The sequence below is a fragment of the Paenibacillus sp. FSL K6-2524 genome, from assembly GCF_038005525.1.
Classification (GTDB): domain Bacteria; phylum Bacillota; class Bacilli; order Paenibacillales; family Paenibacillaceae; genus Fontibacillus; species Fontibacillus anaericanus.
Window position 1 is genome coordinate 5687013 of record NZ_JBBOSP010000001.1, and the last position, 24355, is coordinate 5711367.

Consider the following 24355-nt stretch of genomic DNA (forward strand, 5'->3'; position numbering starts at 1 on the left):
CTCCAATATAAATAAGACCAGTCGCAGATTCCGACTGATCTCATATCGAATGTTCCAAAGCCCATGAATACAAACAAAAGACCATGCCAGGTGGCATAGTCCTTCGTCTAATTTCTATAATAGTTATAATTATTTCCGATGTTCAAATGATCAATACAACAGTCCTTGGACTATTGAGTTACGCCCAAGTCGGTTGAATCTTAAGGACAGGTCTTTCCTCATGTTGAGGCAATTGCACCTTGGTAGATTCAGCTACTGGCTCATCCATTGTGATGCGCCAAATATCAGCGCCCAATCCAGAGAGTTTCTCGGCCAAATGTACATAACCCCGATCAATATGGTGTGTTCCGCTAACTTCAGTTGTTCCATCCGCCACTAAACCAGCAATAATCAATGCCGCACCTGCTCGTAAATCAGTAGCACACACTTTAGCACCGCTTAGTTTAGCACCACCCGTAACAATAGCTCCACGGCCTTCAACCTTGATCTCTGCATTCATCAAACGGAATTGATCGACATGCATAAAGCGATTCTCAAACACGGTCTCAGTGACTACGCTCGTGCCTTCTGACACCAGCAACAACGCCATCATTTGTGACTGCATATCTGTCGGGAAACCTGGATACGGAAGTGTTTTGACATCGACAGCTTTCAGTGGCTTATCCGCACGTACACGGATACCGTTCTCTTGCGCGTCAATACTAACACCCATTTCCTCCAACTTAGAAATAACAGGTCCTAAATGGTCTGCTATAGCCCCTTCTACAAACACGTTACCACCAGTCATAGCGGCAGCGATCATAAAGGTGCCTGCTTCCACTCGGTCAGGAATAACTGTATGCTCTACTCCGCATAATTTCTCTACGCCTTCAATGCGAATAACTCCTGTTCCTGCACCCCGCACAATAGCCCCCATGCCGTTCAGGTAATTAGCCAGATCGACAATTTCAGGTTCCTTTGCTGCGTTCTCAATAACAGTTGTTCCTTCAGCTAAAGTCGCAGCCATCATAATATTCTCCGTTGCACCTACGCTTGCTACATCCAAATATACCTTAGCGCCACGCAAACGGCCTTTTGTCTTCGCTTCAATGAAACCTTGACCGAGATTAATCTCCGCGCCCATAGCCTCAAAGCCCTTCAAATGCTGGTCAATCGGTCTCGTACCGATAGCACAGCCTCCTGGCAATGAGATCCGAGTATAACCCGTTCGAGTTAACAAAGGACCCATGACAAGAAAAGACGCCCGCATTTTCCGCACCCATTCGTACGGTGCTTCACAAGAAGCGATATTCTGCGCATTAACCGTAATGACTTCACGGTCATATGTAACGTTCGCTCCTAGTGATTCCAACACTTTATTAATGGTCATTACATCATCAAGGGGAGGTGCATCACGAATAATGCTGATCCCTTCCTCACCCAATAGCGATGCTGCAATGATCGGTAGCACTGAATTTTTAGCTCCGCTAACTTTAACGTTCCCGGCCAAAACATTGCCACCGCGGACGATAAATTTACTCATCTTGTTTCCCTCCGCGCGTTCATTTTCATCTGATCCTCTAATTTTAGAAAAGAATATTCGTTCATTCACTAAATTTCATCATATCATTAGTCAATTCATGCGCACAAAGTTCCACTACAGTAGAAAAAGAGCGCATGTTGGAGGAAATCATCCTCCCCTAAAACATACATTCAAATAACGTGTAATAATCCCTATTCTCATTGTTGACACAATGATTTGATGTTATTCGACATTTTCTTAGACTAACATAGTCTAACACACTTTAACCAAAAGACTTAGGTATTAAAACAAGTACCGTAGCAATTGTGTGTATCCCATGTAATCCATAATGAAGGAGGCAACAAAATGCCCAAGTACCACAGACAACAGCAACTGAAGTAACTTGCCCTGTGGACCCTTCGGATGACGAACAAACAAATCAAGTTTTAAATTTTGCAAGGCCCACCAAGACAAAGCGATGCAAACCAGTGAGATGAGAATAGCTGTAAGGCCACTCACACCGACCGAAGCAGGTAATGATTCGACTGGACTCACATGTACTTCCTCCCTGTCACGTTTATATTTATGCCGCTAACCTTGAATCGGTTAACACTCACACTAAATATATTGGTCAGCAATCTGTAAAAATATAGACCCTATTTATCATACTTGCCATAGTGACAATAATCCAGCTTTTCTTTTAAATGAAAGGGTTTTCAATTGAATATATCAAAAAAACTTTTTTTCAAATATTGAATTGGGTAAATATGAACATGCGATATGAGGAAAAGTGTTCCAAATATATAGGGTTTAAGCGGGGCTTTCCTAGTTATAAACATGCATCCAAAACTTTAATACTTCGCTGTAACGTTAACGTAAAATCGATATTGCTATAGTTATCATTTGCATTATTAGTAGGTTCTACACAGGATGTTAAATGTCCTTCATTTACCAGTTCCAATTTGATAGGAAATGTTGCCTATTAATCTCCATTAAATTTATAAAATTCTCGAATAATCTTCTTTTAAAGCAAAAAAGCCGAACACCTTATAGATGTCCGACTTTCATTTCTTACACTATTTCTTAGTGTTGCTCGATACATTAATCCGGGTTATAGCTCTTTGCAGTGCGAGTTCAGCACGACGATGATCGATGCGATCCTGATTGCCCCGAGCAGACAAGCGGCGCTCAGCACGTTCCCGGGCAGCAATAGCCCGCTCGACATCAATCGACTCCGGTAATTCTGCGCTCTCCCCAAGAACAATCACTTTATCGCTCTGTACTTCGACAAAACCGCCGTGTACTGCGATCGAAATGATTTTTCCCCCGACTTTAGCCACAATAGGAGCGACTTGAAGTGGTGTCACAAGTGGAATATGACTTGGTAGAATACCAAGCTCTCCTTCGATCCCGCGGACAGTCAAACTGTCCACTTCATGTGAGAACACCACACGCTCTGGTGTGACGATTTCCAATAAAAAGGTGCTCATATTCATCCCTCCTGTTCGTGGGACAGTTCATTTCTGAAGCATCCGCCTTGACGGTGCGATTTACAGCGTTTTTGCTTTCTCCACAGCTTCTTCAATCGTACCTACGAAGAGGAATGCTGCTTCTGGAAGGTTGTCGTGCTTACCATCCAAAATTTCCTTGAAGCTACGAACGGTTTCAGCGATCGGAACATATTTCCCTTTCAAACCTGTAAACTGTTCTGCAACGTGGAACGGTTGCGATAAGAAACGCTCAATCTTACGTGCACGTGCAACGAGCAAACGGTCATCCTCAGATAATTCATCCATACCAAGGATGGCGATAATATCCTGAAGCTCTTTATAACGAGCCAGTAGTCGTTTAACAGCTTGAGCAACATTGTAGTGCTCTTCGCCTACGATTTCCGGTGCCAACATCCGGGAGCTGGAAGCTAGTGGATCCACGGCAGGGAAAATCCCCTTCTCGGAAATCTTACGCTCCAAGTTAGTCGTTGCATCAAGGTGAGCAAACGTGGTAGCTGGAGCCGGGTCAGTATAGTCATCCGCAGGAACGTAGATCGCTTGGATCGAAGTAACAGAACCTTTCTTCGTAGAAGTGATCCGTTCTTGCAGTTGCCCCATCTCTGTAGCAAGTGTTGGTTGGTAACCTACCGCAGACGGCATCCGTCCAAGAAGGGCTGAAACCTCTGAACCTGCTTGTGTAAAGCGGAAGATGTTATCGATGAAGAGCAACACATCGCGGCCTTCTTGATCGCGGAAGTATTCTGCCATCGTCAGACCCGTCAAGGCCACACGAAGACGCGCACCTGGAGGTTCATTCATTTGACCGAACACCATGGCTGTCTTATTGATAACGCCTGAGTCTGTCATTTCATGATACAAGTCGTTACCTTCACGAGTACGTTCACCTACACCAGCAAATACAGAAATACCGCCATGCTCCTGTGCGATATTATTGATTAGCTCCTGGATTGCTACCGTTTTACCTACACCGGCACCACCGAAGAGGCCGATTTTACCGCCTTTTGCATAAGGTGCCAATAGATCGATAACTTTAATTCCAGTTTCCAAAATATCAGATTGTGTAGACAACTCTTCAAATGAAGGGGGTTGACGGTGGATCGGATTTCTAGCATCCGTTGCCACAGCACCTTTGTTATCAATCGTTTCTCCTAGTACGTTAAAGACCCGACCTAGGGTCGCTTCGCCTACAGGGACGGAAATCGGTGCTCCTAAATCCAAAGCTTCGGTTCCGCGCACAAGGCCGTCCGTTGTGGACATAGCGATACAGCGTACCAGATTGTCTCCCAGGTGGTTAGAAGCTTCTAATATTAGCGCTTCTTCACCAGCCTGCGCGTCTGGTTTCACAATTTCAATAGCGTTATATATTTCCGGCAATTGTCCACGTTGAAATTCAACGTCAACGACCGGACCCATTACGCTAACAACGCGTCCTTTGTTCATCTTTGTTTCCCTCCTAGAAAGTCCCTACTATTAGCTCTGCGCGTTCGCTCCGGCGACAATTTCCGTGATTTCCTGGGTAATTGCCGCTTGACGAGCACGGTTGTAAGTCAAGGTAAGCTCGCCGATCATTGTCGTCGCATTCTTCGTTGCACTGCCCATTGCTGTCATCTTCGCGCCAAGTTCACTCGCTTTGCCTTCCAAAAGGGCGCCGAATATAAGGGTCTCCGCATATTTCGGCAACAGAACTTCTAATACACCTTCAGGAGACGGCTCATATTCATAAGTTGCAGACACTCCATGTTGATCAACACGGTCGAAAGGTAGTAAACGATCGACGGTTGGTACCTGAGTGATCGCGTTAATGAATTTGCTATAGCAAATATAAACCTCGTCATACTCTTCCTCTTCGAAGCCTTGAACAGCTGCGTAAGCTAGAGATTTGATGTCAGCAAATCTGGGTGCATCGGACAATTCGGTAATTTCACTCACAACGGGAAGGTCTCGGCGATTGAAATATTCCCGACCTTTACGTCCAATTACGAACAATCCATATTCCGACTTAGAAGAATGACGGCTATGCAACTCATCCATTACCTTGCGGAGAACGTTAGCATTGTAACCTCCAACAAGACCACCGTCAGACGTAATTACAATATAAGCGGTACGTTTCACTGGACGAGAGACCATCATAGGATGCGAGATGCCCTCGCTACCTGCTGCAATGCTAGAAACAACCTCTCTCAACTTCTCTACGTAAGGCCTAGAAGCTTGGGCTTTCTCCTGCGCTTTTCTCAGCTTGGCTGAAGCTACCATCTCCATCGCCTTCGTAATTTGACGGGTGTTCTGAATGCTCTTGATCTGACGTTTAATTTCGCGAATCCCTTTTGCCATGATTTCACCACCTCAAAGTTTTGGCTGGGGCCAAAACTAACTTCGAAAGCATAATCCTAAACTTTGGTTAGAGACCAAAGTTAACTTCGAAAGCATTCACTAAGTTTTGGCTGGGGCCAAAACTAACTTCGAAAGCATCAACTATGTTTTGGCTGGAGCCAAAACGGATATAAACATTATAGAAACTTAGGTCATAGACCCTTGAACATAGATTACATCACTAAGAACCGGCATTTCAGCACCGTGCCAAAGCCGGTTCATAGAATTATTTTGCAGAAGTTGCAAAACCTTTTTTGAACTTCTCAATGGCTTCCTTCAACTTCGCTTCATTATCAGCAGTCAAGTCTTTAGTATCCGTAATTGATTTCAGTACTTCAGCATACTGACTCTCTATAAAGGACAAGAATTCAGCTTCGAAGCGATGTACGTCAGCCAATGCGATATCGTCCAAATATCCCTTAACGGCAGTGTACAGACTAAGCACCTGTTTCTCAACCGGAAGTGGTTGATTCACGCCTTGTTTCAGGATTTCCATCATCCGGGAACCACGAGTCAAACGCGCTTGCGTTGATTTGTCGAGGTCGGAACCGAATTGGGAGAACGCTTGAAGTTCACGATATTGAGCCAAATCCAAACGGAGTGTGCCCGCTACCTTCTTCATCGCTTTGATCTGAGCAGAGCCCCCTACCCGGGATACGGAAATACCGACGTTGATCGCCGGACGTTGACCGGAATAGAATAGATCGGATTCAAGGAAGATCTGACCGTCTGTAATCGAGATAACATTCGTCGGAATGTACGCCGATACGTCAGAAGCTTGTGTTTCAATGAACGGCAACGCCGTAATGGATCCACCACCAAGCTCGTCGCTCAGTTTAGCTGCACGTTCTAGCAAACGGGAGTGCAAATAGAAGACATCCCCTGGGAATGCTTCCCGACCCGGTGGACGACGAAGCAACAAGGACAATTCGCGGTAAGCCGCTGCTTGTTTAGATAAGTCATCATAGATGATAAGTACATGCTCGCCTTTGTACATAAAGTACTCGGCCATACTAACACCTGCATAAGGAGCAATGTATAGAAGTGGTGACGGATCCGATGCGGCAGCCGTTACGACAATCGTATACTCAAGAGCTCCATGACGGCGAAGCGTTTCAACTACGTTAACAACCGTGGACTGTTTCTGTCCGATAGCTACGTAAATACATTTCACGCCGTTACCTTTTTGGTTGATAATTGTATCGATGGCGATCGCAGTTTTACCTGTTTGACGGTCACCGATAATGAGTTCCCGTTGACCACGACCAATTGGAACCATGGAGTCAATTGCTTTAATCCCAGTTTGCATCGGTTCGTGTACCGATTTCCGGTCGATAACACCCGGCGCTTTGTTCTCAACTGGACGGAATTCCGTCGTAGCGATGGCACCTTTGCCATCAACTGGCTGTCCTAGCGGATTCACTACCCGACCAAGCAACGCTTCGCCAACTGGAACCTGCATGATTTGACCGGTACGCTTCACTTGGTCGCCTTCGCGAATGGCGGTGTAAGGTCCCAAGATTACAACCCCGACATTACTCTCTTCCAGGTTGAGCGCAAGACCAAAAACGCCATTCTCAAACTCAAGCAATTCGTTTGCCATGGCGTTCTCAAGTCCGTGGACACGGGCAATACCGTCACCAACTTGAATAACGGTGCCGACTTCGGACACTTCAATTTCTGATTTATATTGTTCGATCTGACTCTTAATCAGTGTACTGATCTCTTCAGGTCTGATACTCAAGTGTTTCACCCCTATCTACAGTGCTTGTCTTCGAAAAGACTTCTCCAACCGTTTCAGCTTGCCGGACAAACTGCCATCATACAGCGTATCGCCGATTCTGACCTTCATTCCGCCGAGCAGATCACTATCAACTACATTCAGGACACGGATCTTCTTATTCACCAGTGTACCGAACTCAACCTCGATCGATCGTTTCTCCTCATCAGAGAGAGCATATGTCGAATAGACCGTGGCATTAGCTAGACCTAATGCATCACCTGCGACTTTGATATAACTGTTCAAAAGTTCCGGCAAAACATCGGTTCTTCCCCGTTCTACTAGCAACTTAGCTAGAGAAACTACGGGCACTGAAAGCTTACCTTCCAGTACACCTCCGAGCACTTCCCATTTCGCTGTTTCAGAAATATTCGGACTCACAATGAACTGCTGAACTGCAACATCTTCGCTCATCGCTAAAACCAAAGCCCTCAACTCCTGTTCGACCTCCAGTGTACGCCCTTCTTGTGCAGCAATCTCATACATTGCTTTGGCGTATCTTTTGGCTACCACAGACTCCCGGCTCATGATTTCTTACCTACTTCATCCAAGTATTGGTTTACAAGCTTTTCTTGTTCTGCCGGATTGTTCTCGACTTCGCGTTCGATTAACTTCGATGCGATATTTACGGAGAAAGTTCCAATCTCGGTACGAAGAGCTTCAACCGCTTTATTACGCTCACTCTCGATATCACGAACTGCTTCGTTCTTCATGCGCAATGCATCATGCTTGGCTTGTTCTAGTAGATCATGCGCTTGTTTACTACTGCTTTGTTTCGATTGCTCAATAATTTCAAAGGCATCTTGCCGAGCTTGCTTAAGCGCGTCCTTCTGCTCTTCTACGTAAACGGTCGCTTGTTCTCTCGTTTGCTTCGCTTCATTTAACTGTCCGAGCACCAACTCACGACGTTGCTCCATTACCGCAAAGAGTTTACTGAAAGCAAACTTGTTCAGTAGCCAATAAAGTATTACGAATGCAATCATGGTAATAAGAATATTCTCCCAAAGGATCTTCACCGATGTCACTCCTTTCCGTTAACACAACTGACTTATGTTATAAAAAAGCTCATAAAAGGAAGGCGCGGATGGCATCGGCCCTCCCCGCCAAACCATAATATATTAAGAACCCATGATCATGAACGCGATAACAGTTGCTGCAAGTGGAACTACTTCGACGATACCTACACCGATAAACATTGTTGTTTGAAGTTTATTTGCTGCCTCTGGTTGACGTGCGATCGATTCAACTGTACTCTTTACGATCATCCCGTTACCAAGACCTGCACCAAGTGCACCCAAACCTACTGCAATAGCTGCTGCCAAATACTGTAATCCCATCTTAAATTTCCTCCTTAGATTTGTTCCTCATATTTTAAATATATTAGACCTCACAGGAATCAGCCAAAAGACTGCCCCCTTAAGAGTTTACTAATGCGCTTCTTCTTCGTGAATTGCATACTGTGAAATATAAACCATAGTCAGGATCGTAAAGATATACGCCTGAAGACCGCCTACAAAGATACTGAAAGCTTGCCAAATACCCATAAACGGAATTCCAATGAAGCCTAGCTTGAGAATTACCGAGATTAAGACCTCACCTGCAAATATATTCGCATATAGACGTAGTGCCAATGCGATTGGCTTAGACAAATTCTCAATAATATTCAGAGGTAAGAAGACTGCAAATGGCTCAACAAAGTGTTTGAGATAGTGCTTCCTATTGTTCTTGAGTCCTAAGTAATTCATCAGGACAAACACGACCAAGGCGAGTCCCGCAGTTACAGAAACATCCGCAGTTGGTGACTTCCACCATAAGATCTCAGCATGCTCTCCCCCCGCTAGTCCCCGAGTGGCTTCAATCACTTGTCCAAAGATTGTCTCCTGTTGATGCGCCTCAGTAATAACTCCCAACGGCAATCCCAGAAGGTTGGATACGAATATGAACAAAATCAAGGTCAATCCGAGAGAAATGAACGGTTTGCCTTTCTTCGAGCTCATAGAACTTCCAACGATACCTTGAACGAATTCAACAACCCATTCCATAAAGTTTTGCATTTTGGAAGGATTCTCGACCGACAAGTTGGCCACAGCTAAACGACAAACAACAAATACGATGAGCATACTTACTAAAAGCATCAAAATAGCGGATAAATCCAAGTGAAATCCACCAAGTATGATAACCGGTGATTCATGCATGTGTATGTATTCACCTCTTTTCCAAGTAAGATGTTCAAGATTTGTCTCGGAGTCCAATCACGATTCCAACCGGAATGGTCAATAATTGTGAAATGAACAATCCGATTATAACTCCCATAACAGACACATGCTCTAGCTTCATTGCAATCATAACTACAATTAAGACTAGGCACATTCTGGTAAGAAATCCGAAATTGAATCTTTTGTTATCCTTACCAAGCAAAAACTCAAATAATCCGCGTACCTTAATGGATAAGAATCGGGTATAAAACATTCCGAAAGCAGATCCAAAAATTAAGCCTATAATAATAGGCCTATGATCCGGAAGAAAAGCCCATCCGAGAAACAAAATGGACAACCATATCATCATTATCCGGGATACGGCTCTAACAATGGAGCTCAAATCGTCCATCTTGCTCCCCCATAAATTTGTAGATTACGCATTTTTTTCGGCACAAAAAAAACAACATAATATACCTATTTTCTGTGTAAAGTAATACCAACTCATTTTACAGAATGTGACGACTTTTTGTCAATGAAAGCGTTAAAGCAAAAAAACTTGAATTTTATAACAAATATCACAGAAAAATTAAAGAAACCGTACAGTACAACTGTATGCTATCTAGTTAAAAAACACAATTATTCTTGCGTTCCATTTGTGAACTTTCTGTGAAAATTCTCAGGACGTTCGCTTACCAATCCGAAATGGTGAAGAATAGCATTGACAATTCTTTGCGATGCCTTTCCATCTCCGTACGGGTTAGCGGCCCGGCTCATAGATTCATAAGTCCCTCTGTCACTAAGCAACACCTTAGTCCGCTCATACACCATCTCCTCATCCGTGCCTACAAGTTCCAACGTACCTGCCTCTATACCTTCAGGACGCTCTGTCGTATCGCGTAGCACAAGTACAGGAACGCCAAAAGATGGCGCTTCTTCCTGCATACCGCCAGAGTCCGTAAGTATAAGATAGGTGTGAGCGTAAATATTATGAAACTCCACCACATCAAGAGGCTCGATAAGTTTGATACGGGGATGATTCCCCAAAGTTTCATAGGCGGGCTGTCTCACCGCAGGACTAGGATGAACCGGATAAACGATCGCTATATCTTCAAATTCATCAGCGATTCGCTTGATTGCACGGAAGATATTCAAGTGCGGTTCTCCTTGCGATTCACGGCGGTGAGCCGTCATGAGAATAAGCCGCTTTCCGGCGGCCCAATCCAGCACGGAATCACTATAACTCGGCTGTACTGTATATTGAAACACATCAGTAACCGTGTTGCCTGTGACATATATACTTGACTCAGGCTTATTCTCTTTCCTTAAATTACCAGCCGAAACCTCCGTTGGAGCAAAATGTAAATCTGCAAGGACTCCTGTCAATTGCCGATTCATTTCCTCAGGAAATGGTGACATTTTGTTCCAGGTCCTAAGTCCTGCTTCTACATGCCCAATTTTGATCCCTTGCAAAAATGCAGCATAACTTGCTAGGAAAGTTGTCAGAGTATCCCCATGGACTAATACAATATCAGGTCTCGCTTCACGTAGAACGTTCTCCAATCCCTGCAGTACACGTATCGTAATTTCATTTAAACTCTGGTTAGGTTTCATTACATCTAGATCGTAATCTGGAACTATTTTAAACACATCAAGAACCTGATCCAGCATTTCACGATGTTGCGCCGTAACGCAGACAACGGATTCAATGTGCTCTGGATGCTTCTCCAGTTCAAGAATCAGCGGAGCCATCTTAATGGCTTCAGGCCTAACGCCGAAGATCGTCATTACCTTAATTTTTGACATGGTATAGTCCTTCCTTTATTTCGTTCCGTATAGTCTGTCACCAGCATCACCAAGACCAGGAATAATATACCCGTGTTCGTCTAAACGTTCGTCCATTGCAGCAACGTAAATATCTACATCCGGATGAACTGCGTGCACGGCTTTTACACCCTCTGGAGCTGCAATAAGATTCATCATTTTAATTTGTGTACAGCCACGTTTCTTGAGTGCGTCAATCGCCGCGATTGCAGAACCACCTGTTGCCAGCATCGGATCAATTACAATGAGTTCACGCTCTTGAACGTCGGTCGGTAGTTTAATGTAATATTCGACTGGCTGCAGGGTCTGTGGATCGCGGAACAAACCAACATGTCCAACCTTTGCTGCTGGAAGCAACTTCAAGACGCCATCCAGCATCCCAAGTCCTGCACGGAGAATCGGAATGAGACCTAACATCCGTCCAGATATAACTTTTGCCTGCGCCTCAGCAACTGGTGTCTGTACCGTAATTGATTCAAGAGGGATATCTCTTGTAATCTCATAAGCCATTAGCGTGGCGACTTCATCCACCAATTCACGAAAATCCTTCGTGTTGGTTCGCATATCGCGAATGAAAGTCAGTTTGTGTTGAATTAAGGGGTGATCGCATACCACCAATTTTTCCATAGTTTGTCCCTCCGGTAATTATACTAAGTCTTCTTTTCGTCTAATGATGTCCAAATCCTATTTATTATATCACTGTCGTTTTATGATTGCTACGAACTGTCACATCATATAGACTTCTGCTTTCGTGGATCTAACGACAAATTGTGCATCTAGTATTAAGAGTATTAATTTACTGTCATACCCAGTAGAAACACCCAGAATATACATTACTCCCCAGAAAATCGTTTATCCAATACTTACTGCCCACGCCCTTCAAACTATGGTGGTTTCTTTAGTAGATGAACAAGCTGTAATAAAGACAGGCATAAGCAGGATTACTGCTAACCATTTTGTTAATCGCTTACACATTGAATAGCACCCCCTATTAATTCGGAACGATCTCAAACAATAAACCGCGGAGGACTCCGTTATGATGGCCGCCTACTTCTTGTCCAATAATTGCTGTCCACGCTCCTGCATCGAGGCTATCGCCTCGTCAAGTGATTTAGCATCAACCATCACAGCTTTACCTTCGGAATTGATAATTCCTCTTATATTCCCGTAAAATCCCTTTGGAAGTAGTTCGTAATCGACAAAAACACTACTCACATCAGGTTTCAAATAATAAAAAGCTTCCATCCGTTTTCCTTCTGGGTTATACGTGTATTCCGTTCGAGTTGGGACATAAAATCCAGGTGTCTTTGATTTTGCCTTGGCGAATTCATCGCTGTGGACAAACTTGATAAACTCCCATGCAGCCTGTTTCTGTTCCGATTCGGCGTTGATCGACATACAACCACCAATGGTGAAATATTGTGATGTATCACGACTGGACTCATTTACAGGTGCTGTGGCCAACTCCCAATTCAAATGGAACTTGTCCCCTTTCTCTTCTTTGGCCCAGTTAATCTTATTATTGATGTAATAGTAGTAATCCACTGTCATAGCGCTGGTTCCAGTAATAAAGGGATCATATACCTCAAATGTATCAATGTCTGGTAACACGACTGCCTTCGATTCATACGCATCCATGATCACATTAAATAATTCCTTATAGGATTCCGTGTTAAGCGTTACCTTCATATCTTTGACGTTGACTTCGTTTAGATGCTGACTCAAAGACATATTTTCAGCAAGAACAGAAAAGTTTTGCATATATAGGCCACTCACCCCATCCTCTGCCGGGAAACGTTTAGCAAGTTGAATAAGTTCTTTCCATGTCATTTGATCCTGCGGATAAGGAATGCTGTACTTGTCGAACAAATCCTTATTGTAATAGATAGCTTTACTTTGAAACTCTGATATCAATCCATACAATTTACCTTTTCCTAATTGTTTAAGATAATCTACAATTCCTGGATGAATTCCATCTAGGTTAAACTTATCATTTATAATAAGTGTATTGAGGTCATACAAACCGTCTTCCTGAACCAATTGTTCATATTCCTTCAGCGAAAGGGTAAAAAGATCCGGTTTCTCTTTCTCAATTACCTCATTAAAATTAGTAGAAGTATAATTAACCACCTGAAGTTCGATATTAGGGTATTTAACTCGGAACATGTCACCATATTCTTTCATAAAGTAGTCTTGATCTGCATTAGTCATCACCTTTAGTGTAGCTTTCATCTCTGTATCGCCTTCATATTGGATCGTTTCTTTGCTGGATGAGCAGGCTGTAGAAAAAATCATTAAAAATATGATCCCAACTATTATTACCCCTGTTCTTTTATTCAAAATTTCTCCCTCTCTCAATGCATCTTAATATTTCAACATCATATTCATTGAAAATAACCTCCAGATCCTATCATTGAACATGTTTGTTCTTTGAAAGACTTCTGGAGGCTTAGGTTTAATACTGTAATCGTCTATTTATCATCTGCCATACTATTCTCAACCGATTGTTTATCCAATAGTACTTGACCACGCTCTTCGATAGACCCAAGTGCCTCGTCAATTGTTTTTACACCAACCGCAGCAGCCTTTAATTCCGATGCAACTATACCATTAAAAGTATCCCAAACATTTATAGGGATTTTTTTATAGTCTCTATCACTTACTACAGCCCAATCCATTTTAAGATTCGAATAAAAAACCTCCATTCTTTTGCCCTCCGGATTATATACATAATCAGTTCTAGTTGGAATATCACCCGTAGTTGTCCGAGAGTGAATTTTAGCAAACTCTTCACCATTTATAAACTTTACAAATTCCCATGCCGCTTGAACATTTTGAGCTTTAGCGTTAATAGCGAAGATAGTTGGAATAAAGAAGTATGGTGTTGCTTCCCTGTTGGATTCATCTACCGGTGCCGTAACTACATTCCAATTTAAGTTAAAATCTTCACCACGCTCTTGCTTAGCCCAATAAATATTGTTATTTAGATAAGAATAGTATTCAAAAGCCATTGCACTTTGCCCCATTATAAAAGGATCATTTTTCGCGAATCCATCATGTTCAAATATATTTAATGCTTGTGATTCATTAGCATCTAGAATAGTCTCGAATAACTCCTTATAGGAATCCGTATTCACTGTAACTTTCATATCTTTGGTATTGATTCTCTCAAGACCTTTAGTTTGTTGCATGTTACTCAACAAATCGCTCAGACTACGAGTATACAGACCACCTTCTTCATCCTCTAGCGGGAATCGTTTAGCTAGTTGAAGGACTTCTTCCCATGTCATACCATCTGTTGGATACGGAATATTGTACTTATCAAACATATCTTTATTATAAAAAAGAGCTTGATTATTAAAGTAAGGTGGTAAACCGTATAATTTCCCTCTACCGCGTTTTCTAACGAAATCAATAACATCCTGATTCATATTCTCTAACTTAAATGCTTCATCCGTAATTACATTATTTAAATCATACAGCTTGCCTTCATCCAAATATTCTCCATATTTAGCGAAACTTAGTAGCAATACATCCGGTTCATCTTCTAGATTATTAATTAACTTAACATCAATATTTGGATACTTTGCTCGAAATAAATCTCCATAAAAAAAATTAAAGGCCTCATCTCCCCCCGAGTACTTCACTGTGATCGTAGCCTGCATTTTCGAGTCACCTTCGTATTGAATTGCCTCTTTAGTAGATGAACAAGCTGTAAAAAAGACAGACATAAGCAGGATTACTGATAACCATTTTGTTAATCGCTTACTCATTGAATAGCCCCCCTTTTTAATATCTGAGTTAATGATCCCTACTATAAATAACAATCTGTTTCTAAAAATATAGATGTTTAATCTTAATATCGTATTCATTGAAAAACCTCCAGACCCGTCATTGAACATGTTTGTTCTTTGAAAGACTTCTGGAGGCCCAGCTTTTAATACTGTAATCATTTATTTATCTTCTTTCTTACTCTTCTCAGCCAATTGTTTATCCAATTGTTGTTGCCCACGCTCCTCAATAGACACAAGTGCCTCGTCAATGGATTTGACACCAACTGCAGCAGCCTTTAATTCCGATTCAACTATGCCGTTAAAAACACTTCCAAAATTATTAGGGATATTATCATAGTAACTATGACTCATTAAAGTCCTGTTCATTTTAAGATTTGAATAAAAAGATTCCATTCTTTTACCTTCCGGATTATATACATAATCAGTTCTAGTTGGAATATTATTCGTAGTTGTCCGAGATTTAATTTTTGCAAACTCTTCACCATTAACAAACTTTACAAACTCCCATGCTGCTTGAACATTTTGAGCTTTAGCGTTAACAGCGAATATCGCTGGATAAAAGAAGTATGGTGTTGCTTCTCTATTGGATTCATCTACCGGTGCAGTAACTACATCCCAATTTAAATTAAAATCTTCACCACGCTCTTGCTTGACCCAATAAATATTGTTATTTAGATAAGTATAGTATCCAAAAAACATTGCACTTTGCCCCGTTATAAAAGGATCATTCTTATCGAATCCATCTTGTTCAAATATATTTAACGCTTGTGATTTATTAGCATCTAGAATAGTCTCGAATAACTCCTTAAAGGAATCCGTATTCACTGTAACTTTCATATCTTTCGTATTGATTTTCTCAAGACCTTTAGCTTCTAGCATGTCACCTAGAAGATCGCCCAGACTACGAGTATACAGACCACTTACTCCATCCTCTATCGGAAATCGTTTAGCTAGTTGAAGAACCTCTTCCCATGTCATTCCATCTGTTGGGTACGGAATATTGTACTTATCAAATAAATCTTTATTGTAAAAAAGAGCTCGATTACTAAAGTAAGGTGGTAAACCGTATAATTTTCCTCTACCGCGTTGTCTAAGGATATCAATAACTCCCTGATTCATACCCTCTAACTTAAATGCTTCATCCGTAATTACGTTATTTAAATCATACAGCTTGCCTTCATCCAAATATTCACCATATTCATCGAAACCTAGTAGAAATACATCCGGTTCATCTACATTATTAGTTATTTTAACATCAATATTTGGATACTTTGCACTAAATAAATTTCCATAAAAAAAGTCGAATGATTCTGTATCCCCATACCCCACTGTGATGGTGGTCTCCATTTGAGGATCAGCTTCATATTGAAGTGTTTCATTAGTAGATGAACAAGCTGTAAAAAAGACAGACATAAGCATGATTACTGCTAAGCATTTTGTTAATCGCTTACTCATTGAATAGCCCCCTATTAATATTGAATTGATTCATCACGTATTCGTTGGATTGAAAGTAACAACCGCTTCATACCACTGTGATTGCGCTCTATACATTTGCGCATATTCACCATGCAAGTGAAGTAATTGCTCATGTGTCCCTTGCTCCACAAGGCGACCACCCTTGAGCACCAGAATAAGATCTGCATTTCTACAGCTCCCGAGGCGGTGAGAGATCATAATACTCGTCTTACCTGCTACAAGCTCGGAGAACTGCTCAAACAGGGCGGCCTCTGCTATCGGATCTAGTGCAGCGGTAGGCTCATCAAAAATAACCAATTCTGCATTTGCATTAAAATATGACCTGCTTAGTGCCACCTTCTGCCATTGCCCTTGAGATAGTTCTTTTCCTCCTTCATATTCATAACCTAATTGCGTATCATAGCCATTAGATAAATGACGTGAAATTGAATCTACACCAGTCTTGGTAGCGGCGATTTCTAACTGCCCATCATCCTCGATGGAGGAAATGTTGCCGAATCCGATGTTTTCCCTTAAGGTTAATTGATACTGTACAAAATCCTGAAACACTGCACTGACAGACTTATTCTCATCGTCCTCAAATATGTCCCTACCTTGCCATAGAAGCTTTCCACGCTCTGGTCTATATAGACCAAGCAAGCATTTCGCAAGCGTACTTTTACCTGCCCCGTTGTGACCGACAATAGCTACTCTTTGACCTGGTTTAATGTGAAACCCAATATCAGATAATGCAGGTACAGACTGATTTGGGTAAGTAAAGCTTAATTCAGCGACTACAAGACCACCCTCGGCCAGTTCATAAGGACTTATATTCACATTATCAGCCTCAGGGTCCTCATTCAGTTTTTTATCTGGAAGGTGTAGAAACAGTATGAGATCACTAGTAAATAGTGCATTCTCGTATATACCCGACAAATTTACTGCAATTAGCATCACGCTATCCTTTGCCGTCGTAACTGTCTGAATCATAGCTACAAAACCACCAACCGTCATAGTCCCTCCACTACTTACTAGAAGCACAACTACGGTAGATAACGCCGTGAACAAGTAAGAGAACATCTCAGAGAATCCACCATACCACTGGCCCCGCTGTTCCAGAGCGATTTTCTCTCCAGCGTTCTTCCAATATATTGACCTCCATTGATTTAAAATATAGGGATATAGCTTGAATAGCTTCATCTCTTTTGCAGATTCTCTTGTTGTCATCAAGCTCATAAGATAACTCACTTTACGATTGGATGGAGTTTGACGAAACATTTGCTTATATCGCTTCTGGCCTAGCCTCATATTAATGAAGAATGATGGAATGATTAAGCACAATACACCTAAGGATAGTATCCAATGGAAGCTTGACAGAACAGCAAGGAGTGAGATTAGTGTCACGATGCTTTGCAATACCAAGAAGAAATGATCTAATACAGAAAGTCCGCGATTAGCGAGTCCCTGCGTCACTCTCTGAAGCCGATCATAGTACTCCGACTCTTCAAAATAAATATAATCGAGCCTCGAACACTTGTCTGCAATGACGCGATCCATCTCATATTGTGCCTTATTTTTAATGACTAATAGAAGCATGTGAGTAAGAGATCTTGCTCCTAATGAAGCAAGAAATAACAAAGCTTGCCATCCGATGGTTGTTAGTGCTGGTAAAAGTAAGTCCGACTCGCCCTGAAACAATAACGTAGCCTGATCTACAAGCCGCTTCGTTAAATAGATCTGAATAGCTGGTTGAAGCGCTTCTAACATTCGAATGATAATCATGATGATTAATCTTACCGGAGATGACTTCCATATAAATGGAACAATCTCAAAGATTAACCCACGAATGACTCCTCTATGATTCATCCAGATCGGCCACTTCTCTCTTTTTTGGTTTGCACCTAGGCACTAATGCCCGTAATTTAATAAAAGATTATCTTTGCAACAAGGCAAATTTATTTTGCGACTTGACCTGATGTATCATATGAGAAATTGAATGTACTAAATATCGGACATCATCGGGAGTAACTGATTCATGGAAGCTAAGTCTAATGCTACTAGAAGAGAGTATTTCATCATTCGTCATAGCCATTAACACACGACTCGTCTTCGCTGTAGAAGAACAAGCGGACTGGGAGGACACAATAATTCCTTGCTTGGCAAGAATACTAATTAATAGAGCAGAGGTTACTCCTGTTCCCTTATATGAAAAATTAATAATATGAGGTGCAGATAACGGGGGTCTCGGACTATTCATGATGATTTCAGGAATTTCTTCAAGCTTTGAATATACAAGATCATGAAGCACGGTTAAACCCTGCATCTTCTCTTCACGTTCACTATACGATATTTCTATGGCCTCGACTAAACTTAACACCCCCGGAACATTGGTTGTGCCAGGTCTTAACCCATTCTCTTGTTCTCCGCCGAAAAACAGTGGAGTGAGCTCAACATGCTCCTTTACGATTAATAAACCAATTCCTTTGGGTCCCCCAATTTTATGCCCTGATAAGGTATATAGGTCAATATCATCTAATTCTAAAGCTAGTTTTCCAAAGCCCTGTACTCCGTCTACATGGAAATAAATATGAGGCTTAGCTCTTAATAGCTTCCCTATTTCATGAATAGGTTGAATGGAGCCTGTCTCATTGTTAACATGCATAACACTTACAAGCATCGTATTTACTTGTATTGCTTTCTCAATAGAAGCTATACTCACGATTCCATTGTGATCCACAGGCAGAAAAGTAATCTCCACCCCTTCCCCCACTAATTGTTTACAGCAATTAAAGACAGAGGAATGCTCGATTTGTGTTGAAATCACATGTGGTGTCTGGCTCGTCTTCTTCATCCATGTTCGAACCGCCCCTATAATCGCCAAATTATTACTTTCCGTAGCCCCCGACGTGAAAATTACTTCACTAGGCTCTACATGAAGTATTGTAGATAACCTTTCTCTAGATTCCTCAACTCGTTGGTTAGCCTCAAAACCCATTTCATGTACAGATGATGGATTAGCATATAATTGTTCGGATGTACAAAATAGCTGCTCAGCGACCTTAGGATGCAATGGCGTGGATGCGCAATAATCAAAATACAATTTGTTCATTATGCCTCCCCCTAACTCATGGATTCAAAATAAGTTACTGAATAATTTCTTTCGCTTTCCTTCTCCAATTACACTTACAAGCTCTAGTAAATCCTTCCCGTTATACACAGTTCCTTTGTTACAGACCTGTTGATATTCATCTACAAAGATACAAAACGGGTGAGTAGTAACAGAAAAGTCCTGTTCCATTTGCTCCGAGGTAAGAGATACAATCTTCATTTTTCTCTGAAAAAAATCATCCAGTTGCTCATGATCCTCCTGATTACCTGTTGAAAATATAATTACACTTGTATTGGGCAAATGTACGGTTCTTATCTCAGGCAACAATTCAATACAACGAACACAGTGCATGGATACAAATATAAGTACTTTTTTTCCTTTATACTTATATAGATTAAATAGCTGATCATTCTGATCACTATATTCTTTATTCGTAATGAGTTCTCCTAGATTCAGACCATTATCAAGGGTCATACGTTTTCTCCCCCAGTCCTAGTAAGTTGAGTATTCTCTATTCCCTTGTTCACGATCACATCAATTTGAGCTTCATAATTTGCCGGACCTCTTGCTAAAATTATTCCTTGATGTGAAAGATAATAAGTAAAGGGGAAAATCGTGGTTTTATATAATTCAAACTGTGTATGTTCATATTTAATCATGGGAACTTCTATATGATTCTCCCGTTGAATATTTCTAAATTCAGTATCATCACCATTGATCAATAGAATAACTTCCTTACTGGACCACCTCTCTGAGAGGTTATTTATTCCCGAGAATATTTCAATGCATGCCTGACACGTCGTCGATAGAAACAGAATAATAATTCCGTCATTTTCCTTTAATCTCGTTTGACCAAACAATTCCGCCATACTAGGGAATCGACTCCCCATAGCTAACCCCTGATCCCTTAGTAAAAATGTAGGATTCGCCTTATTCTTTTGTACTTTACTAAAATACACATACCTATATAGCTTCAAAAATAACTGTCGCATAACAGCGCCCCCTGCTTCAGTCACCAAATTGGACTTTATCCTATCAAATTAACTTTCTAAACATATGAACAAATCTTCGATCTCTGCCACCTCATCAATTCTCTCAATAATTCCCGTCGGACCCAACGTTAAGATCGTAGGAACTCTTTTAACCCCAAATAGATCCACAACCTCGGTAGAGCGTACAATGGGAAACATAAAATGAAAATCCTTATGACCCGTTTTTAAATATGTATCCTCATCACTTTTAAATACCAAATGGTTTTTAATACTTGGTTTATTAGCTAAATGTTGAAGTACCTCAAAGCAAAATCCACAGGTATCACTCAAAAATATTAATTTAGTAATAGAACCTGTAATTTTTTCAGAAGTAATTTTCTTTCCCATCTGATCGCGTACTTTAAAAAGAGGGAGTACATCACCAACTTCTCCACCTCGTAGCAAATTAGACTCTGCGGGTTTTGATACTTGTATTTTAACGTTTTTTGTTAAGAAGAGTTTATTGAATAGAGTGGTTACCTTAATCATAGAATCACTCCGTTTGTTTGATAACTTTTTCAATCATTTAATAACATATAAAATGATTATTAAATAGTCTGCCGTTCTATCTGAAAACGGCAGACCTTTGTTCGTTTTTAATTAATTACCACAAGAGTCCTTCTTACAGTTGCATTCGTAACAACCATCACCCCATCTCGTGCATGTTTCAGTCCCTTTGCTGCATTTGACAGTATTACAGTAAGTATATAAATATGATCCTGAGCACATTTTTTTCACCTCCTTTCCTGGAATCTAATTCGATTAATGGTTAACCTTCTCATTACAAAAATTCTCTTTTCTTTACAATTTTCCTTATGCAGATACCTTCTCTTCACCGTACAATATCAAGGATTGGATATGTCCTTCATTATTAACAACCCCTTTTGCTCGGATAACTCCATCCTGCGAAACAAAATATCCAAATGGAACAAAAGGAGCCTGAAGATCTTTTAAATCATCCATTCTAACAACTGGTGACTGAATGTTATATTGTTTTATAACGTTATTAACACTCTCTTCGGTTCCCAACATAAATATTAGATATTGATACAAAGGTTTATTTTTCTGGTAATCGTTAATAATTGGATACACTTTGGAACAAGTTGAACAACTAGTAGCTGTCAAAAATATTAATGTTCCTATCTTTTCGTTATTCCTTATATTCATTGGGCTTCCGTTAATAGGTATATTACTTTCTAAAGGAAAATCGCTGCCCTTGGGTAATCCCTCTTGTTGCTCATATAGGTTACTTTTAGCTTTTATAGCTTCTCTTAAAATTACAAACACACTAATAGAGACAACGATTACAATACACCATAGAATGATATTGGATAAATCCAGCATTTCAAGCATGTTCTACACCCTTTCATTCCTTTATTGTTGTTCTCCTGGATATAATTTGATGTACTGAGTTACCATTACAACAAGTGAATAAATAATTATTAAGCCAATTGAGGAGAATATGATTTGACTAATATCTACTAAAGAATAGATTCCAACTACTGAGGTATCTGGCATAACGATCATATATATACACATGATTAAAAATATTAAATTTCTTAAAGTCATTACAACACCAAATTGTTCAATGACTAATCCTCCAAACCAGTTGCATTTAACTAGTCTTCCTCTCGCTTTCCAAGATGCCCAAACATATGAACATATCAGAATAAGAGAAAGTATTTGCCCAAACAATAAAGTAGAAGGAATGATTAATAGTGCACAAGCAATTATTTCTAAGAAAGCAATTATCAATACCCCAGATTTTGCCCATAATCGATTAATTCCTAGCTGTCTCATTGTTTCTGAGAATGTAATAGGTTTGACCAACTTACCTAACGCTGCCATAAAGAACACTACACTCATAAAAAATTGGATAAAAATAAACAATTGCATATTCCTCTCATCTCCCCTGGTAAACTTTAAATGTAACCGCTAACATAACTATCAACTAAAATCTCGTAAGAAATCCCAAAAGATAAATATCACTACCAAATATTCTTAATTATATTAATGTATAAATTTATCTCATCATCTCCTATTTGGTTTTATATAGCCTTTGCTATCTTATTACTTGTGCAATCGTTCGCTCACATGAACATGGAAATTATTCTGCACTTCACTCGTTGTAACTAGTAAAAGGTTTGAACTCTCCAATTTTGTGCCGAATTTTACATCCATCCTTATAAACTATCTGGAATACTCGGCTGACTGAAACCCGTTATGCAATCGTTTGCCCAAAGAAGCGCATTAAGCCATATTAATATGTACTTAGTAAACAGCTTTATTAGACGGAATCACAATCTATTATTGTAAATAAATACTATTTCATCCTTATTATAATACATAAGTTAGTTTTGTCAATTATTTTATTATATGTAATATATATCAAATTATAACTTTTGGTATTTGTTTAAAATTCATAGAGCGGAAGTTTCTACTGGCATTATTGACATTACAACATATAAGAAAAGACCAACCAGTGCTAACTAGTTGGCCTTTTAATACGGAATAACTATGGTTTTACTCGTAACTAACTTCAGGGTAAATCGGGAACTTATCTGTTAGTTTCTCAACCTTTTGACGGGCTTCAGCTAAGACAGCTTCATTATCGGAATTTTTAAGTACAAGAGCAATGATTTGACCGATTTCTTTCATAGCTTCCTCGTCCATTCCACGAGACGTTACAGCAGGAGTACCCACTCGAATACCACTTGTAACGAACGGACTTGTTGGATCGAAAGGAATAGCATTCTTATTGACTGTAATTCCGATGGAGTCCAGAACGCGTTCTGCTACTTTACCGCTAATGTTCAAATTACGAGTATCAATGAGCATTAAATGGTTGTCTGTACCACCAGACACAAGATTTAGGCCTTCTGAAGTAAGAGACTTAGCTAATGCCTGTGCGTTCTTCACAACATTTTGAGCATAAACCTTAAATGATGGTTGCAATGCTTCACCCAAAGCTACAGCCTTGGAAGCAATCACATGCATCAACGGACCACCTTGTATCCCTGGGAATACAGCCTTGTCGATAGCTGCTGCCCATGGTTGCTTACATAGGATTAGTCCACCGCGAGGTCCACGAAGTGTCTTGTGTGTAGTTGTAGTTACGAAATGAGCGTGTGGTACTGGGCTCGGATGAAGTCCAGCTGCAACCAATCCAGCGATATGAGCCATATCAACCATAAAGAGGGCACCTACATCATTTGCGATTGATGCCATTTTTTCAAAATCGATTACACGTGGGTAGGCACTAGCTCCAGCCACGATTAAACGCGGACGATGTTTGAATGCAGCTTTGCGAACTTCATCATAATCGATAAGGAAGGTATCTTCCTGTACGCCGTATTCGACAAAGTTATACAACAAACCGGAGGCATTCACCGGGCTACCGTGTGTAAGGTGTCCACCGTGAGCTAGATTCATTCCAAGTACAGTATCACCTGGTTTAAGGGCTGTAAGATATACAGCTAGGTTAGCTTGAGCACCGGAGTGAGGTTGAACATTGGCATGTTCTGCTCCAAATAGTTCTTTCGCACGATCACGAGCGATATCCTCAACGATATCGACATGTTCACAGCCACCATAGTAGCGTTTGCCTGGGTATCCTTCAGCATATTTGTTTGTTAATACGGAGCCCATTGCCTCAATCACAGCTTCACTCACAATGTTCTCTGAGGCAATCAACTCAATGTTGTTACGCTGACGTTTTAGTTCCAAATTCATGGCCTCAAGTACCGCAGGGTCTTGCTTCTTCAAATGATTCATAGTTCAATAGT

At 40.8% G+C, this 24355-nt stretch carries 24 protein-coding genes; all 24 read right to left on the reverse strand.

Annotated features, from left to right (window positions below; all coding sequences use genetic code 11):
- Positions 1–178: 178 nt before the first annotated feature.
- On the reverse strand, positions 179–1522 hold the full coding sequence (gene murA, locus NST85_RS26500) for a UDP-N-acetylglucosamine 1-carboxyvinyltransferase (RefSeq protein ID WP_341190845.1): 1344 nt from the start codon (positions 1520–1522) through the stop codon (positions 179–181).
- A 282-nt stretch (positions 1523–1804) separates the two neighbouring features.
- The gene (locus tag NST85_RS26505; RefSeq protein ID WP_127194320.1) at positions 1805–2056 is read right to left on the reverse strand and encodes a DUF1146 family protein; all 252 of its coding nucleotides are present in this window, start codon (positions 2054–2056) and stop codon (positions 1805–1807) included.
- Positions 2057–2577: 521 nt separating this feature from the next.
- On the reverse strand, positions 2578–2991 hold the full coding sequence (locus tag NST85_RS26510; protein ID WP_127194321.1) for a F0F1 ATP synthase subunit epsilon: 414 nt from the start codon (positions 2989–2991) through the stop codon (positions 2578–2580).
- A gap of 60 nt (positions 2992–3051) precedes the next feature.
- Positions 3052–4452: a F0F1 ATP synthase subunit beta gene (gene atpD / locus NST85_RS26515; RefSeq protein WP_127194322.1), complete on the reverse strand. Its 1401-nt coding sequence runs from the start codon at positions 4450–4452 to the stop codon at positions 3052–3054.
- A gap of 30 nt (positions 4453–4482) precedes the next feature.
- A complete protein-coding gene (gene atpG / locus NST85_RS26520; protein WP_127194323.1) occupies positions 4483–5343 on the reverse strand; it encodes an ATP synthase F1 subunit gamma in 861 nt (286 codons plus the stop codon).
- Positions 5344–5608: 265 nt separating this feature from the next.
- Positions 5609–7126, reverse strand: a complete 1518-nt coding sequence (gene atpA / locus NST85_RS26525; RefSeq protein ID WP_127194324.1) for a F0F1 ATP synthase subunit alpha — start codon at positions 7124–7126, stop codon at positions 5609–5611.
- A gap of 15 nt (positions 7127–7141) precedes the next feature.
- Positions 7142–7690, reverse strand: a complete 549-nt coding sequence (locus NST85_RS26530; RefSeq protein ID WP_127194325.1) for a F0F1 ATP synthase subunit delta — start codon at positions 7688–7690, stop codon at positions 7142–7144.
- Positions 7687–8178 carry a F0F1 ATP synthase subunit B gene (gene atpF, locus NST85_RS26535; RefSeq protein ID WP_341190846.1) on the reverse strand — a complete coding sequence of 164 codons (492 nt, stop codon included), beginning with the start codon at positions 8176–8178 and terminating at the stop codon, positions 7687–7689. The genes NST85_RS26530 and atpF overlap by 4 nt, the downstream gene beginning before the upstream one ends.
- Before the next feature lie 102 nt (positions 8179–8280).
- Entirely contained in the window at positions 8281–8499 is a 219-nt protein-coding gene (gene atpE, locus NST85_RS26540; protein WP_127194327.1) for a F0F1 ATP synthase subunit C, read from the reverse strand.
- A 90-nt stretch (positions 8500–8589) separates the two neighbouring features.
- A complete protein-coding gene (gene atpB / locus NST85_RS26545) occupies positions 8590–9357 on the reverse strand; it encodes a F0F1 ATP synthase subunit A (RefSeq protein WP_127194328.1) in 768 nt (255 codons plus the stop codon).
- A 34-nt stretch (positions 9358–9391) separates the two neighbouring features.
- Positions 9392–9769: an ATP synthase subunit I gene (locus NST85_RS26550; RefSeq protein ID WP_307398620.1), complete on the reverse strand. Its 378-nt coding sequence runs from the start codon at positions 9767–9769 to the stop codon at positions 9392–9394.
- A 227-nt stretch (positions 9770–9996) separates the two neighbouring features.
- Complete coding sequence (wecB, locus tag NST85_RS26555; RefSeq protein WP_307398619.1) at positions 9997–11163, reverse strand: non-hydrolyzing UDP-N-acetylglucosamine 2-epimerase; 1167 nt, start codon at positions 11161–11163, stop codon at positions 9997–9999.
- 15 nt (positions 11164–11178) lie between these two features.
- Positions 11179–11808, reverse strand: a complete 630-nt coding sequence (gene upp / locus NST85_RS26560; RefSeq protein ID WP_127194331.1) for a uracil phosphoribosyltransferase — start codon at positions 11806–11808, stop codon at positions 11179–11181.
- Positions 11809–12228: 420 nt separating this feature from the next.
- A complete protein-coding gene (locus tag NST85_RS26565) occupies positions 12229–13521 on the reverse strand; it encodes an ABC transporter substrate-binding protein (protein ID WP_341190847.1) in 1293 nt (430 codons plus the stop codon).
- A gap of 131 nt (positions 13522–13652) precedes the next feature.
- Positions 13653–15134 carry an ABC transporter substrate-binding protein gene (locus tag NST85_RS26570; protein WP_127194333.1) on the reverse strand — a complete coding sequence of 494 codons (1482 nt, stop codon included), beginning with the start codon at positions 15132–15134 and terminating at the stop codon, positions 13653–13655.
- Positions 15135–16430, reverse strand: coding sequence for an ABC transporter substrate-binding protein (locus NST85_RS26575; RefSeq protein WP_127194334.1), 1296 nt, complete (start codon positions 16428–16430; stop codon positions 15135–15137).
- Between the two features lie 33 nt (positions 16431–16463).
- The gene (locus NST85_RS26580) at positions 16464–18296 is read right to left on the reverse strand and encodes an ABC transporter ATP-binding protein (RefSeq protein WP_127194335.1); all 1833 of its coding nucleotides are present in this window, start codon (positions 18294–18296) and stop codon (positions 16464–16466) included.
- A gap of 67 nt (positions 18297–18363) precedes the next feature.
- On the reverse strand, positions 18364–19539 hold the full coding sequence (locus tag NST85_RS26585; protein WP_127194336.1) for a cysteine desulfurase family protein: 1176 nt from the start codon (positions 19537–19539) through the stop codon (positions 18364–18366).
- Between the two features lie 24 nt (positions 19540–19563).
- On the reverse strand, positions 19564–20013 hold the full coding sequence (locus NST85_RS26590) for a hypothetical protein (RefSeq protein WP_127194337.1): 450 nt from the start codon (positions 20011–20013) through the stop codon (positions 19564–19566).
- Entirely contained in the window at positions 20010–20531 is a 522-nt protein-coding gene (locus NST85_RS26595; RefSeq protein WP_127194338.1) for a hypothetical protein, read from the reverse strand. The genes NST85_RS26590 and NST85_RS26595 overlap by 4 nt, the downstream gene beginning before the upstream one ends.
- 48 nt (positions 20532–20579) lie before the next feature.
- Positions 20580–21059: a peroxiredoxin family protein gene (locus tag NST85_RS26600; RefSeq protein WP_127194339.1), complete on the reverse strand. Its 480-nt coding sequence runs from the start codon at positions 21057–21059 to the stop codon at positions 20580–20582.
- Between the two features lie 324 nt (positions 21060–21383).
- Complete coding sequence (locus tag NST85_RS26605; RefSeq protein WP_127194340.1) at positions 21384–21923, reverse strand: hypothetical protein; 540 nt, start codon at positions 21921–21923, stop codon at positions 21384–21386.
- A gap of 21 nt (positions 21924–21944) precedes the next feature.
- The gene (locus tag NST85_RS26610; RefSeq protein ID WP_127194341.1) at positions 21945–22466 is read right to left on the reverse strand and encodes a MauE/DoxX family redox-associated membrane protein; all 522 of its coding nucleotides are present in this window, start codon (positions 22464–22466) and stop codon (positions 21945–21947) included.
- A gap of 627 nt (positions 22467–23093) precedes the next feature.
- Positions 23094–24344 (reverse strand): serine hydroxymethyltransferase, encoded by a 1251-nt coding sequence (glyA, locus tag NST85_RS26615; protein ID WP_127194342.1) that lies wholly within the window; start codon positions 24342–24344, stop codon positions 23094–23096.
- Positions 24345–24355 lie beyond the last annotated feature (11 nt).